Genomic DNA, 13,774 nt, shown 5'->3' with positions numbered 1-13,774 from the left:
TGGACGGCATATGACTCCGTGCGCCCCCTGTGCACCGGCCCTGTCGGTCAGGTCACGCTTACTGTGCGTTCCGCTCGGGCACTCTCGCGGTTAGAGTCGCTTGGCGGCACACCGTTGAGCCGGTGGAAAGCCAGGCCGACAGCCCCCGACTTCCGAGGACACGATGGCCATGCCCCGTCCGACTGTCGCTCAGCTCGCCTACGGTTCGTGCACCGTGGTCTTCTCGACCTTCGTCATGCTGCTGTTGTCACAGACGAGTTCGGGCGTGGGTATCGCGCTCGTCGTCATCGCGGCACTCGCCCTCGGACTGCTGGTGGCCATGACGGTGCCGCTCTCCGAGCCCGCCCGCCCCGCCCCCGTGACACGGCCCGCGCCGCAGGAGCCGGTACGGGCGATCGTGCCGTCACCGGCAGCCGCGCCGGCCCGCGAGGCGGTGCGGGAGCGAGCCGTTTCCTGACACCGTGCCCGGCCGGCCTCCAGGCCTGTCCGGCGGATCAGGGCGCAGGAAACCGACGGCGCCACATCCGCGCCGATCCGCCGGACAGGCCCTGGTCGGCCCGGTGTCATCCGGTGCTCACCACCACCGTCTTGGCCGCCTTGTCGTGCAGGCCCTGCTTGTAGGGCCGGTCGAAGAAGCTCCAGCCGCCCGCGATCACGGTCCAGACGCAGGCACAGCAGAACGCGAACGGCAGCCAGAGCACGGCGGCCCGGATCAGTGACGTCTGCGTGGACGGGGTCGCGCCGTCGGACAGGTCGGCCACCCTCAGTTTCAGCCACTTCTTGCCGAGGGTCTGACCCGTACGGGCCGTCATGAACGTGTCGTAGGCGATGTAGAGGACCGCGACGACGAGGGACTGGACGAGGGACTTCCCCGCGTTGATCTGGTCGCCGTTCACGTTGTACTCGCTCACCCCGAAGGGCCAGGTGAGCAGCCAGACGACGATGCCCACGAGGATCATGTCGATGATGCGGGCGAGGGTGCGTTTGCCGCTGTCGGCGAGCGGCGGCATGCCTGCGAGGGGATCGGTGGGGCCGGGCCCGTAGGGGCTGCCACCGCCCTGGTCACCGCCACCGTCGTACGGGCTTCCGCCACCGCCACCGTACGGACCGCCGCCACCACCGTACGGACCACCGCCGCCCTCGCCCTGGTGCGGCGGGGGCTGGCTGCCGGGCGGGGGGTGTTTCTTGAACGGGTCGTCGTCCGGCGGCTGCTGACCGGAGCCGGGGGGCGGTTCGGTGCTCATGGCCCGAGTCGACCGCGAACCCCCCGGCATCGCATCCGGCGAGCCGCCGTCCGGAGTACCGGCGCCGGGACGATCCGTCAGAAAAGGTCTGGCGGAAAAGGTTCTAGCCCGCGACGAACGTGTGCGCGGCCTTGTCGTGCCAGCACTGCCGCCACGGCTTGTCGAACAGACACCACAGGACGCCCACCACACCGATGACGAGCAGTCCGGGGATGCTGTAGACCAGCCAACGGCGCAGGGCCGCACCCCACTCCGGCGCCTCGTGTCCCTCGATGTCCCGTACTTCGAGTCCCAGCAGCTTCTTGCCCAGGGTGCGGCCCCATCTGACGGTGGGCAGCACCTCGTAGAGGACACCGCCGACCAGGAGGACGGCGAGGACGATGCCGAGGTAGACCGACGTGGTGCCGTCGAGCAGCCACACCGTGACGGTCTCGCCGGACAGTTTGGCCGCGTCGATCTTCGCTTCGATGTGGTCCACCGCCGCGATGCCGAGCGGCACGGCGGCCACCGCGGTGACCCCGCCGAGCAGGGCCGTGTCCAGCAGCCGCGCGGCCAGCCGCTTGCCGAGCCCCGCGGGCCGGGCCGACGCCTGGCGCCTGGCGGCGGCCTGGAACACGTCCTCGACCGGTGGCTTCCACGGCGCGGGCGGCCGCTCGTCCCCGTCCGTGAGCCGGTGCACCTGCTGCGCCCAGGAGGACTGCCCCCCACCGGGGCCACTCGACAGCGGCCCGGCTGCCGGGGCCGGAGCGGCGGCAGGGGCAGGGGCGGGGGCAGGAGTCGGAGCGACGGCTTGCGGAGGGACGGCCGAACTCCCGTTCTCCGCCTGGGCGGAGGCGGCGCGGGCGGCGCGCGCGGCGGCCGCCTTGCCGGCCCCGAAACCGGGCCCCCCGGGCGAACCCTTGCGCGGGCCGACGGCGCGGAAGGTCATGGTGCCCTCGTCCGCCGGAACACCGCCGGAGGACGGGGCGGACCCCGAAGGGGCGGCGGGCGCTGCGGGCGGCTTCGCCGTCGGCGGGCGGAACACGAACTCGTTGTCCGTGGGCGTCCCACTGGCGTTCGGGCCGGCCGCCGGACCGGGGGCGTGCGGCACTCTCGGGTCCGCGCCCCAGGAGACCCGGCGGTCCTGGTCGCTGCCGAAGCCCGACTGGCGGGAGCGGTCGGCGCCCCAGGCGGAGGCGGGCTCGGGCCGGCTGCCGTGCTGGGAGTCGGCCGGGGCGGGAACCGGGGAAGAAGCGGAAGGGGACGAAGAAGGGGAAGCGGACGGGGACGGGGCCGGTTCGTCGGTCGGGTCCTCGTCGAAGAAGTGCGGGCCGGTCTCCTCTACGGAGGGCACCGCCGGGGCGGTGCCGGCAGCCGCCGTACCGGAGGACGCCGCCGGCGCCAGGGGGGCGCCGCCGCCCTCCGGCGCCGGACGGCTCGTGCCCGGCACCCAGGCGGCACCGTTCCAGTACCGGACATACCCGGGAATGGACGGGTCCGGGTAATAGCCTTCGCGCGGCGTGTCGTCGCCGGGGGCCGGGGTTGGGGCGCTCATGTCCGTCGTCCCGTATCTGCTCGAAGGTGGGTCGGGGGGACCACATCTATCAGACGGGCGCAAGCACCACCGCCCGTCCGGCCGGACCCACCCCTTTCGGGCGCCGATCTGGTACCGCGACGAAAAATCTTTCGTACCGGTGCGGTGGGGAAAGGCGGTGCGGGCAGCGGCCGTTCAGAAGAGCTTGCCCGGGTTCAGGAGGTTCAGCGGGTCGAAGGTCCGTTTGACGGCCCGCTGCATCTCCAGGCCCACCGGGCCGATCTCGCGTGCCAGCCACTCCTTCTTCAGGACGCCGACGCCGTGCTCGCCGGTTATGGTGCCGCCGAGTTCCAGGCCGAGGGCCATGATCTCGTCGAAGGACTCGCGGGCGCGGCGCGACTCCTCGGGGTCCTGGGCGTCGAAGCAGACCGTCGGGTGGGTGTTGCCGTCCCCCGCGTGGGCGACGACGCCGATGGTGAGCCGGTACTTCTCGGAGATCCGCTCGACGCCGTCGATGAGTTCGCCGAGCCGGGAGCGGGGCACGCACACGTCGTCGATCATCGTGGTGCCCTTGACCGCCTCCAACGCGGGCAGGGACAGCCGCCGGGCCTTGAGCAGCAGTTCGGACTCGGCGGTGTCCTCGGCCGGTACGACCTGGGTGGCGCCGGCGGCCTCGCAGAGCGCGCCGAGGGCGGCGAGGTCGGCGGTGGGGTCGGTGGTGTCGAACGCGGCGAGCAGCAGTGCCTCGGTGCTCTCGGGGAGGCCCATGTGGGCCATGTCGTTGACGGCCTTGACCGTGGTGCGGTCCATGAGTTCGAGGAGCGAGGGGACGTGTCCGCCGGCCATGATGCGGCACACGGCGTCACAGGCGGCGGCGCCGGAGGCGAACTCGGCGGCCAGGACGAGCTGCTCGGGCGGTTTGGGCCGCAGGGCGAGGATCGCGCGCACGACGATGCCGAGGGAACCCTCGGAACCGACGAACAGGCGGGTCAGGTCGTATCCGGCGACGCCCTTGGCGGTGCGGCGGCCGGTGGACATCAGACGTCCGTCGGCGAGGACCACGTCGAGGCCGAGTACGTACTCGGCGGTGACCCCGTACTTCACGCAGCACAGCCCGCCGGAGGCGGTGCCGATGTTGCCGCCGATGGTGCACGTCTCCCAGCTGGAGGGGTCGGGCGGGTAGTAGAGGCCGTGCTCGCCGACGGCCCGGGAGAGGGTGGCGTTGACGGCGCCGGGTTCGACGACGGCGATCCGGTCGACGGGATTGATCTCCAGGATGGCGTCCATCCTGGTCAGGGAGAGCACGATGCATCCGTCGGTCGCGTTGGCGGCGCCGGACAGGCCGGTGCGGGCGCCCTGCGGGACGACCGGGACGCGCAGTGCGGTGGCGGTGCGCATGACGTGCTGGACCTGTTCGACCGTGCGGGGCAGGACGACCACCGCCGGGCTGCCGGCCGGGCAGAAGCTCGCCATGTCGTTGGCGTAGGAGGCCGTGATGTCGGGGTCGGTGAGCACCGCTCCGGGGGGCAGGCCGCCGAGCAGGCGGTCGACGAGGGTGTCGGCCGGCACCGTTTCTTCATCGCGTCGCGCTTCGATACGGCTCATGATCACAGCGTGACACCCGGGGCCATCGGTGTGAACCCCGCGTACGGCACCCGGTGGTAAGCCGTCGTGAGCCGGAGCGTGGTTCGTCGTATCGGCAGATGATGTGACGCACAGTGTGCGCCATGGACGACAAGCCACGAGAGACCCGCGAGCGGGACGAGACCCCTGGGCACGGCGGGACCCGTCGGTGGGTGAGCCACCGGGTGCTGCTCGGCTCGGTGGCCGGGTGCGCCGTGATCGGCGGGGTGCTGGTGCTGCTGCCGTGGGGGCGCGGGGCGGACGGGCTTGTGGAGCCGGCGCCGGGGGCGCCGGCCCGGGCGGCGGTGGCCCGGGCGGCGGTGGCTGGTGGCGTGTCCCTGTCGCTGCCCGATCTGGAGAGCCTGATCGCGGAGCGGCAGCGGCATCTGAAGGAGCACCCGAAGGACGCGGAGGCCTGGGCGGTGCTCGGGACGGCCCGGGTGGAGCAGGGGCAGCGGCTGGCGGACCCCGCGCACTACCCGCGGGCCGAGAAGGCGCTGCGCACCTCGCTGAAGGTGCGGGCGAAGGGCAACGCCGGGGCGCTGCGCGGAATGGCGGCGCTGGCGAACGCGCGCCGCGACTACCCCGCCGCACGCGAGTGGGGCGAACGGGCGCTGAAGCTGGAGCCGAAGCGGTGGACGACGTATCCGCCGCTGATCGAGGCGTGTGCCGGACTCGGCGACGGCGAGGCGGCGGGCAAGATGCTGGACAGGCTGAAGGCGCTGCGGTCGGGACCGGTCGTGATGGCGCGGGCGGCCGCCCTGTACCGGGACAAGGGCCTGTGGGAGGACGCTGCGGCCCAGCTGTCCGACGCCGCCGCGGCAGCCGGGGAACCGGCCGAGCGGGCCGGCTATCTGGAGCGGGCCGGGCAGCTGGCCTGGGAGCGCGGCGACCGGGAGGACGCGCTGCGGCACTTCCAGGAGGCGCTGCGGGTCGACCCGGACCAGCGGGCGGCGCAGGCGGGGCAGGGCAGGGCGCTGGCCGCGCTCGGGCGGACCACGGAGGCGATCGGCGCCTACCGGGCGGCGCTGGCCCGGCAGCCGCGGCCGGAGTACGCGCTGGAGCTGGGCGAGTTGTACGCGTCGCTGGGGCTGCGGCAGACGGCCCGGGTGCAGTACGACCTGCTGCGCGAGCGGGTGCGGGAGGCCGCTGCGCACGGGGTCGACGAGGACCTGCTCCTCGGGCGGTTCGAGGCGGACCACGGGGACCCCGGGGCCGCGGTGCGGCTGCTGCGGGCGGAGTGGAGGCGGCAGCCGTCGACGGAGGTGGCCGACGCGCTGGGCTGGGCGCTGCACCGGGTGGGGGAGCACGAGGAGGCGCTGGAGTTCGCGGTGCGGGCGACGGAGAAGACGAAGGGCGGCGGGGTGCGCAGCGCCCTGTACGTCTTCCACCGGGGCATGATCGAGCGGGAACTGGAGAGGTACGGGCCCGCGCGGCGGCATCTGCGGGAGGCGATGACGATCAACCCGTACTTCTCCCCGCTCCGGGTGCCACAGGCCGAGGCGGCACTGGAACAGCTGGGCGAACCGCCCGTCGGAGACGGACCGCCCGCCTGGGCCGAGGAGGCGGAAAAGGCCAAGGAGGCCAGAGAAGCCAGGGAAGCCGAAAAGGCCAAGGAGGCCAAGGAGGCCAAGAAGGCCAAGGAAGCTGAGAAGGTCGAAGAGGCCAAGAAGGCCGAAAAAGCACAGAAGGCCTGGAAAGCCGAGAAGGCCGAGAAGGCCGAGGAAGTCCAGAAGGCCGAAGAAGCCAAGCAAGCCAAGCAAGCCGACAAGGCCGAGGAAGCCAAGAAGGCAGAGAAGGCCGAAAAAGCCGAGAAGGCCAAGGAAGCCAAGCAAGCCGACAAGGCCAAGGAAGCTGAGAAGGTCGAAGAAGCCCAGAAGGTCGAAGAAGCCGAAGAGGCCGAGGCGGGCTGAGGCGGGCTGAGGCGGGGTCGGCCGGTGGGGCGCCGGGTGCGGGCGTCCCGCGTCCGGCGCCCCGTCGGCCGACCCGACGGTCACAGGTTGCCGCGGCGTTCCTGCTCCCGCTCGATCGCCTCGAACAGGGCCTTGAAGTTGCCCTTGCCGAAGCCCATGGAGCCGTGCCGTTCGATGATCTCGAAGAACACGGTCGGCCGGTCCTGGACCGGCTTGGTGAAGATCTGCAGCAGATAGCCGTCCTCGTCCCGGTCGGCGAGGATCTTCAGCTCGCGCAGGGTCTCGACGGGCACCCGGGTGTCGCCGACCCACTCGCCGAGGGTGTCGTAGTACGAGTCCGGGGTGTCCAGGAACCGCACACCGGCCGCGCGCATCTGCCGGACCGTCTGCACGATGTCGTTGGTGTTGAGCGCGATGTGCTGGACGCCGGCGCCGCCGTAGAACTCCAGGTACTCGTCGATCTGGGACTTCTTCTTGGCGACGGCGGGCTCGTTGATCGGGAACTTGACCTTGAGCGTGCCGTCGGCGACCACCTTCGACATCAGCGCGCTGTACTCGGTGGCGATGTCGTCGCCCACGAACTCCTTCATGTTCGTGAAGCCCATGACCTTGTTGTAGAACGCGACCCACTCGTTCATCCGGCCGAGCTCGACGTTGCCGACGCAGTGGTCGATGGCCTGGAAGGACCTCTGGGCGGGGGGTTCGACGATCGGGTCGACGGTGACGTAGCCGGGCAGGTAGGGCCCGTCGTAGCCGGTGCGCTCGACCAGGGTGTGCCGGGTCTTGCCGTAGGTGGCGATCGCGGCGAGCACGACGGTGCCGTGCTCGTCCTTCAGTTCGTGCGGCTCGGTGACCGGGCGGGCGCCGTGCTCGACGGCGTAGGCGTACGCGGCACGCGCGTCGGGGACCTCGATGGCCAGGTCGACGACGCCGTCGCCGTGCGCGGCCACGTGCTCGGCGAGGAAGGTGCCCCACTCGGTGGACGGTTTGATCACCGAGGTGAGGACGAACCGGGCGGAGCCGCTCTCCAGGACGTAACTCGCGGTCTCGCGGCTGCCGTTCTCCGGTCCGGAGTAGGCGACCAGTCGCATGCCGAAGGCGGTGGAGTAGTAGTGCGCCGCCTGCTTGGCGTTGCCCACGGCGAAGACGACCGCGTCCATTCCCTTGACCGGGAAGGGGTCGGCCTGCCGGGCGGTCGTGTCGGGAGTGAGATGTGTGGTCTGCGTCATAGGGGCAGGGTGGTGCAGCCCTGCAAGGTGCGCAATAGTTCGCGTATCCGCTGGGCAGGTTGCCCAGTCGAAAGCGCGATTCATCGGACTTTCTGTACAGGATGACCACCACGCACCGGGAGGCAGCCGTGGCGATCGATCAGCTGGACGGCCGGATCATCGTGCTGCTGGCGCGGGAGCCGCGGACGGGGGTGCTGGAGATGTCCCGGCGGCTCGGGGTGGCGCGGGGGACGGTGCAGGCGCGGCTGGACCGGCTTCAGTCGAACGGAGTCATCCGCGGATTCGGCCCCCAGGTGGACCCGGCGGCCCTCGGCTATCCGGTCACGGCGTTCGCGACGCTGGAGATCCGGCAGGGTCAAGGGCCCGATGTCCGGGAGCACTTGGCGAGTGTGCCGGAGGTCCTCGAGCTGCACACCACCACCGGCAGCGGGGACATGCTGTGCCGGCTCGTGGCCCGCTCCAACGCCGATCTCCAACGGGTGATCGACCGGGTCGTCGGTTTTGATGGGATCGTCCGGGCCGCCACGGCGATCGTGATGGAGAACCCCGTTCCGCTGCGGATCATCCCCCTGGTGGAGCAGGCGGCGCTCCGCGAGCCGCCGAGGGGCGGCCGGGGCGCACCGGACTGACCGGACGGGCCTGGCCGAGCTGGGGTGAGCGGACGTGAACTTCTGGGAGTACCTGGGCAACCGCCACCAGCAACTGCTCGTCGACGCGTACCAGCACGCGAGTGTCGTCTTCCAGTGCATGGTGGTGGCGACCGTGCTCGGGGTGCTGATCGGGGTCGTGACGTACCGCAGTGACTGGGCGGGCAACCTGGCCACGACCACCACCTCGACCCTGCTGACCATCCCGTCGCTCGCCATGATCGGCCTGCTGATCCCGCTGGTGGGGCTCGGGGTGCCGCCGACGGTGATCACGCTGACGCTGTACGGGCTGCTGCCGATCGTGCGGAACGCGATCGTCGGCCTGCGCGGGGTCGACCCGTCGCTGGTGGACGCGGCCACGGGCATCGGCATGTCGCGGACGGCCCGGCTGGCGCGGGTCGAACTGCCGCTGGCCTGGCCGCCGATCCTCACCGGGATCCGGGTCTCCACGCAGATGCTGATGGGCATCGCCGCCATCGCCGCCTACGCCTCCGGTCCCGGTCTCGGGAACCTGATCTTCCGCGGGATCGCCTCACTGGGCAGCAAGAACGCGCTCAACCAGGTCCTCGCGGGCACCCTCGGAATCATCATCCTCGCGCTGCTGTTCGACGCCGCGTACGTCCTGCTCGGACGGCTGACCATTTCCAGGGGGATCCGTGGCTGAGCCACCGACGTCCGGGGCGGCTGGGGCGTCCGGGGCGACCGGAACCGCCGCCGCGCCGCCGGCCACCGGGGAGCCCATCGAACTGGAGAACCTCACCAAGCGGTACCCGGGCAGTGCGCAGCCGGCGGTCGACAACGTCAGCATGGAGATCAAGGCGGGCGAGATCGTCATCTTCGTCGGCCCGTCCGGCTGCGGGAAGTCGACCACGCTGAAGATGATCAATCGGCTGATCGAGCCGAGCGGCGGCCGCATCCGCATCGGCGGCAAGGACGTCACCGACATGGACCCGGTGCGGCTGCGCCGCACGGTCGGGTACGCGATCCAGGCCGGCGGGCTGTTCCCGCACATGACGGTGGCGCAGAACATCGCGCTGGTGCCGAAGATGCTGCGCTGGCCGGCGGCCCGGGTACGGGCCCGGGTGGAGGAGATGCTGGACCTGGTCGGTCTGGACCCCGGCGAGTTCCACGACCGCTATCCGCGCCGGCTCTCCGGCGGGCAGCAGCAACGGGTGGGGGTGGCGCGGGCGCTGGCGGCGGACCCGCCGGTGCTGCTGATGGACGAGCCGTTCGGGGCGGTGGACCCGATCACCCGGGACCATCTCCAGGACGAACTGATCCGGCTGCAGCACGAACTGCACAAGACGATCGTCTTCGTCACCCACGACTTCGACGAGGCGATCAAACTGGGCGACCGGATCGCGGTGCTGCGCGAACGCTCGCACATCGCCCAGTTCGACACCCCGGAGGCGATCCTCACCAACCCGTCGGACGACTTCGTCTCGGGTTTCGTCGGCGCCGGGGCGGCGCTGAAGCGGCTGAACCTCACCCGGGTGCGGGACGTGGGGATCACCGACTATCCGACGGTGACCGTCGACGACCCGCTCCAGCAGATCTTCAACATGCTCCGTTCCAGCGGCTCGAACGAGATCCTGCTGCTCGACCGGCGGGGCCGCCCCTACAAGTGGCTCCGGCGCGGCGACCTGATGCGGGCCAAGGGCTCGCTGGCCCGCGCGGGCACCCTGGTGCAGGACACGGTGACCCGGGACGCGACCCTGCGGGACGCGCTGGAGGCCGTCCTCACCGACAGCTCGGGGCGGGTGGTGGTCACCGGCGGGCGCGGCACGTACGAGGGTGTCGTCGACGTGGAGACGCTGATGAACTCGGTGCACGAACTACTGGAGGCCGACCGGCTGGAGGCGATGGAGGCCCAGCACGAGCTGGAGGGCCTGCGGAGCGGCCGGACGCACGCCGAGCAGGAGGGCGTGAGCGGGGAGGGGGACGCGTGAGCGCCTCTCCGCGGCGGCCCGACGACGAGGACGAGGGCAGGGGGCTCGCCTTCCGGGACGAGGGCCGGGACCAGAAGCACCACGACGGCCGGGGCGACGACGACGGCAGGGGCGGGGCCGCGCGGGGTGCGGAGCCGGGGCCCCCGGGGTCCGGAGTCTCGACCGGGAGTGCGCCCCGGGTGACCTGGCAGCATCTGACGTTCCTGCCCACGGTGCTGGTCGCCCTGCTGCTCGCGACCTGGCTGTGGTTCGTCCAGGCCGATCTGGACACGCTGTCCCGGAACGCACTGTCCCACGGGCAGGTGTCCAAGGCGCTCTGGCAGCACATCGAGCTGACCGTGATCTCGACGTTCTTCGTACTGATCATCGCGATCCCGCTGGGCATCCTGCTGACCCGGCCCACGTTCCACAGGGCCACCCCGGCCGCGATGGCGTTCGCCAACATGGGCCAGGCGACGCCCGCGATCGGTCTGCTCGCCCTGCTGGTGATCTGGCTGGGCATCGGCCGCAGGGCCGCCCTCATCGGCATCATCGCCTACGCCGTGCTGCCGGTGCTCTCCAACACCATCGCGGGTCTGCGGGCCAACGACCCGGCGCTGATGGAGGCGGCGCGCGGCATCGGCATGTCCCCGCTGGGCGTGCTGACCCGGGTGGAGCTGCCCCTGGCCGTCCCCCTCATCCTCGCCGGGGTGCGTACGGCACTCGTCCTGAACGTCGGCACGGCCACCCTCGCGACCTTCGGCGGGGGCGGCGGTCTGGGCGTGCTGATCACCACCGGCATCACCAGCCAGCGGATGCCGGTACTGGTGCTGGGCTCGGTCCTCACCGTCGCCCTGGCCCTGCTGGTGGACTGGCTGGCCTCGCTGGCCGAACTGCTGCTGCGGCCACGGGGGCTGGAGACGGGCACATGAGGCGCCGCCTGTGCCCGCTGTTCGCCGGAATGCTGCTGGTGGGGCTCTCCTCCTGCGGGCTGACCAGCGGCTCCCCCATGGTCGACAACGTGGAACCGGGCTCGATCGGGAAGGGCAGGCCCCTCGGGGGCGCGAAACTCACCGTCACCTCCAAGGAGTTCACCGAGCAGCTGATCCTGGGCGCGATCATGGGCATCGCCTTCCAGGCGGCGGGTGCCGACGTCATCGACCGCACCGGCATCCAGGGCTCGATCGGCTCCCGGGCGGCGGTCGTGAAGGGGGTCGCGGACGCCGCGTACGAGTACACCGGCACGGCGTGGATCACCTACCAGGGCAACAGCAAGCCCATCCCCGACCCGCGCGAGCAGTGGGAGGCGGTGCGCGAGGCCGACGTGAAGAACGGGGTGACCTGGCTGGAGCCGTCCTCGCTGAACAACACCTACGCCCTGGCCATGAACCAGGCGAACTTCAAGAAGTACGGCACGAGGTCGCTGTCGGAGGTGGCCGCGCTGGCGAAGTCCGATCCGGCGGCGGTGACGCTGTGCGTGGAGGGCGAGTTCGCCAACCGGGCGGACGGGCTGCCGGGCATGGAGAAGGCCTACGGCATGAACGTGGGCGCGGGGAACATCACGCAGATGGACACCGGGATCATCTACACCCAGACGGCCAAGGGCGCCTGCACCTACGGCGAGGTCTTCACCACCGACGGCCGCATCAAGTCCATGAACCTGGTGGTGATGGAGGACGACAAGAAGTTCTTCCCCAACTACAACGCGGCACCGATGATCAACACCGACACGTTCAGGAAGTGGCCGGCGATCGCGGAGGTCCTCGACCCGGTCACGGCGAGGCTGGACACCGGCGTGGCACGGACCCTGAACGGCAGGGTGGACGTGGACGGGGAGGACCCCCACCAGGTGGCGCTGGACTGGATGGTGGACGAGGGCTTCGTCAGGAAGAAGTAGCGGCGGTGCGGGGCGGCGCCGCCCGGTCAGCAGCTGGGGACCTTGCCGGTGCCCTTCTGCAGGGAGACCAGGGCGTCCACGGTGCCCTCGAGGGTGGTGACCGGGATCAGGCGCAGCCCCTCGGGGAGTTCGGTCCGGGCCTGGCCGCATTCCGCCTCGGGCACCAGGAAGACGGTCGCGCCGTCCCGCCGGGCGGCCTGCGTCTTCAGCGGCACGCCGCCCACGGCACCGACCGTGCCGTCCGCGTCGATGGTCCCCGTACCGGCGATGATCCGGCCGCCGGTGAGGTCGCCGCCGCTGCCGTCGCCGTTCAGCTTGTCGACGATGCCGAGGGAGAACAGCAGGCCGGCGCTGGGACCGCCGACGTCGGCGAGCTCCAGCTCGGCCTTGACGCCCTTGCCCTCCAGGCCCAGGTAGCCCAGCGCGGCCCGGGTCGCCTCGTCCTGCGACTTCTTCATCTGCTTCTCGTTGTACCGCTCGATCTCCTTGACGTCGCCCCCGGAGGGGTAGACCGAGTCGCGGGGCATGACCGCCTGGTCGGTGCCGAACCAGCCGTCGATCACGTCGGGGAGGTCGACCCGGGTGTCCGGGGAGGTCGCCTCGATCGTCGTCATCCGCAGCTGCCCGGTGGTCCCGCGGGTCTTCGCGCCGGAGATGGTGATGACCTGCGTGCCCTTGTTCTTGCCGAGCACGTCGGCCGTCAGCCCCGGCTGCGCCACCGAGAACGGCAGCGGCGCGAAGGCCGCCGTGGCCAGCAGGGCGACGACGGGAACGGCGCAGACGGCCAGGGCCTGGGGACGTGTGAGGCGAGAGAGCACGGGATCAATCTAACGCGGCGCCCTCGCCGCGATGCCCCCGCCGGCCGTCGGCGCAGTGCCCCGCGGCGCTCGGCACGGCGTCCCCGACCGTCAGCGCAGCGCCTCCGCGACCTCGCGGGCCGCGTCCACGACCCGGGGGCCGACCCGTTCGGGGACCACTTCGGCCAGCATCACCACGCCTACGCTGCCCTCGACCCCGGTGACCCCCAGCAGGGGCGCCGCCGCTCCGCACGCCCCGGCCTCCAGTTCGCCGTGGGTGAGGGTGTATCCGGGGTCGCCGGGCCGTTGCAGGCGGGCCGAGATGATCGCCTTGCCGGCGGCGCCCCGTTCCAGCGGGTGCCGGAACCCGGCGCGGTAGGCGACGTGGTAGTCCGTCCACGAAGGTTCCACCACCGCCACGGCCAGCGCCTCCGCCCCGTCGACCAGGGTCAGGTGCGCGGTCGCGCCTATGTCCTCCGCCAGTGACCTGAGGGCCGGCATCGCCGCCTCCCGTACCAGCGGATGCACCTGACGGCCCAGCCGCAGCACGCCGAGCCCGACCCGGGCCCGGCCGCCGAGGTCACGGCGCACCAGCGCGTGCTGTTCCAGTGTGGCGAGCAACCGGTACACAACGGTCCGGTTCACGCCCAGTCTGTGGGAAAGCTCGGTGACGGTCAGGCCGTGGTCCGTATCGGCCAGCAGCTTGAGGACCCGCAGTCCCCGGTCGAGCGTCTGAGAGGTCTCCGCGGTCACGACGCCCACTCCTTCGTGGTGAGGTCGACGGCCCCCTCGCGGCATGTGCGTCACCGAGTCCCGTCGGCGACGCGCTTCAGAGGCCGCCGATCGGCCGGCGGCCCGGCCATGTCCCGGGCACGGTCGCTTCACGGCTGCGCTCCGCGGCGGCGCTGCCACGGGGCGTGTGCGTAGCCGGACAGTAGCGAGCCGGTCCGGTCAGCGGAAGGCTTTGTCCAGAATCCGGGCAC

12 protein-coding genes and 1 pseudogene are annotated in these 13,774 nt (G+C 71.6%); 7 read left to right on the top strand and 6 right to left on the bottom strand.

The window, feature by feature from the left end:
* The first annotated feature begins 163 nt into the window (after positions 1–163).
* Positions 164–457 carry a hypothetical protein gene (locus tag DIZ27_RS11965; RefSeq protein WP_109378347.1) on the top strand — a complete coding sequence of 98 codons (294 nt, stop codon included), beginning with the start codon at positions 164–166 and terminating at the stop codon, positions 455–457.
* A 106-nt stretch (positions 458–563) separates the two neighbouring features.
* On the opposite strand, the gene DIZ27_RS11960 is transcribed toward DIZ27_RS11965, so the two are convergent.
* From DIZ27_RS11960 to DIZ27_RS11950, 3 genes are all read right to left on the bottom strand, one after another.
* Entirely contained in the window at positions 564–1,244 is a 681-nt protein-coding gene (locus DIZ27_RS11960) for an RDD family protein (protein WP_109378346.1), read from the bottom strand.
* A 103-nt stretch (positions 1,245–1,347) separates the two neighbouring features.
* Positions 1,348–2,778 carry an RDD family protein gene (locus tag DIZ27_RS11955; RefSeq protein ID WP_109378345.1) on the bottom strand — a complete coding sequence of 477 codons (1,431 nt, stop codon included), beginning with the start codon at positions 2,776–2,778 and terminating at the stop codon, positions 1,348–1,350.
* 174 nt (positions 2,779–2,952) lie between these two features.
* A complete protein-coding gene (locus DIZ27_RS11950) occupies positions 2,953–4,368 on the bottom strand; it encodes an FAD-binding oxidoreductase (protein WP_109378344.1) in 1,416 nt (471 codons plus the stop codon).
* 116 nt (positions 4,369–4,484) lie between these two features.
* Here DIZ27_RS11950 and DIZ27_RS11945 point away from each other — a divergent pair.
* Positions 4,485–5,927 (top strand): annotated as a pseudogene (locus DIZ27_RS11945) (tetratricopeptide repeat protein); the annotation flags it as partial.
* A 446-nt stretch (positions 5,928–6,373) separates the two neighbouring features.
* Here DIZ27_RS11945 and hppD read toward each other — a convergent pair.
* Positions 6,374–7,522, bottom strand: a complete 1,149-nt coding sequence (gene hppD / locus DIZ27_RS11940) for a 4-hydroxyphenylpyruvate dioxygenase (protein WP_109378343.1) — start codon at positions 7,520–7,522, stop codon at positions 6,374–6,376.
* A gap of 128 nt (positions 7,523–7,650) precedes the next feature.
* On the opposite strand from hppD, the gene DIZ27_RS11935 reads away from it, so the two are divergent.
* The 5 genes from DIZ27_RS11935 to DIZ27_RS11915 all read left to right on the top strand — a co-directional run bounded on the left by DIZ27_RS11935 (position 7,651) and on the right by DIZ27_RS11915 (position 11,994).
* On the top strand, positions 7,651–8,151 hold the full coding sequence (locus tag DIZ27_RS11935; RefSeq protein WP_181383501.1) for an Lrp/AsnC family transcriptional regulator: 501 nt from the start codon (positions 7,651–7,653) through the stop codon (positions 8,149–8,151).
* A 34-nt stretch (positions 8,152–8,185) separates the two neighbouring features.
* On the top strand, positions 8,186–8,833 hold the full coding sequence (locus DIZ27_RS11930) for an ABC transporter permease (protein WP_109378341.1): 648 nt from the start codon (positions 8,186–8,188) through the stop codon (positions 8,831–8,833).
* A 76-nt stretch (positions 8,834–8,909) separates the two neighbouring features.
* On the top strand, positions 8,910–10,118 hold the full coding sequence (locus DIZ27_RS11925) for a betaine/proline/choline family ABC transporter ATP-binding protein (RefSeq protein WP_109378456.1): 1,209 nt from the start codon (positions 8,910–8,912) through the stop codon (positions 10,116–10,118).
* Positions 10,115–11,029: an ABC transporter permease gene (locus tag DIZ27_RS11920; RefSeq protein WP_109378340.1), complete on the top strand. Its 915-nt coding sequence runs from the start codon at positions 10,115–10,117 to the stop codon at positions 11,027–11,029. Before DIZ27_RS11925 ends, DIZ27_RS11920 begins: the two co-directional genes overlap by 4 nt.
* The gene (locus DIZ27_RS11915) at positions 11,026–11,994 is read left to right on the top strand and encodes a glycine betaine ABC transporter substrate-binding protein (RefSeq protein ID WP_109378339.1); all 969 of its coding nucleotides are present in this window, start codon (positions 11,026–11,028) and stop codon (positions 11,992–11,994) included. Before DIZ27_RS11920 ends, DIZ27_RS11915 begins: the two co-directional genes overlap by 4 nt.
* A gap of 26 nt (positions 11,995–12,020) precedes the next feature.
* Here DIZ27_RS11915 and DIZ27_RS11910 read toward each other — a convergent pair whose 3' ends face one another.
* The gene (locus DIZ27_RS11910) at positions 12,021–12,812 is read right to left on the bottom strand and encodes a hypothetical protein (protein WP_109378338.1); all 792 of its coding nucleotides are present in this window, start codon (positions 12,810–12,812) and stop codon (positions 12,021–12,023) included.
* A 90-nt stretch (positions 12,813–12,902) separates the two neighbouring features.
* Positions 12,903–13,544 carry an IclR family transcriptional regulator gene (locus DIZ27_RS11905; RefSeq protein WP_109378337.1) on the bottom strand — a complete coding sequence of 214 codons (642 nt, stop codon included), beginning with the start codon at positions 13,542–13,544 and terminating at the stop codon, positions 12,903–12,905.
* Between the last annotated feature and the right edge of the window lie 230 nt (positions 13,545–13,774).

This window comes from Streptomyces sp. NWU339 (genome assembly GCF_003143855.1).
GTDB lineage: Bacteria > Actinomycetota > Actinomycetes > Streptomycetales > Streptomycetaceae > Streptomyces.
This window is presented reverse-complemented; position numbering and strand designations above follow the sequence as displayed.

Coding starts and splice junctions, on each gene's coding strand:
- DIZ27_RS11965 (WP_109378347.1), top strand. CDS start 164: ATGGCCATGCCCCGTCCGACTGTCGCTCAGCTCGCCTACGGTTCGTGC.
- DIZ27_RS11960 (WP_109378346.1), bottom strand. CDS start 1,244: ATGAGCACCGAACCGCCCCCCGGCTCCGGTCAGCAGCCGCCGGACGAC.
- DIZ27_RS11955 (WP_109378345.1), bottom strand. CDS start 2,778: ATGAGCGCCCCAACCCCGGCCCCCGGCGACGACACGCCGCGCGAAGGC.
- hppD (WP_109378343.1), bottom strand. CDS start 7,522: ATGACGCAGACCACACATCTCACTCCCGACACGACCGCCCGGCAGGCC.
- DIZ27_RS11915 (WP_109378339.1), top strand. CDS start 11,026: ATGAGGCGCCGCCTGTGCCCGCTGTTCGCCGGAATGCTGCTGGTGGGG.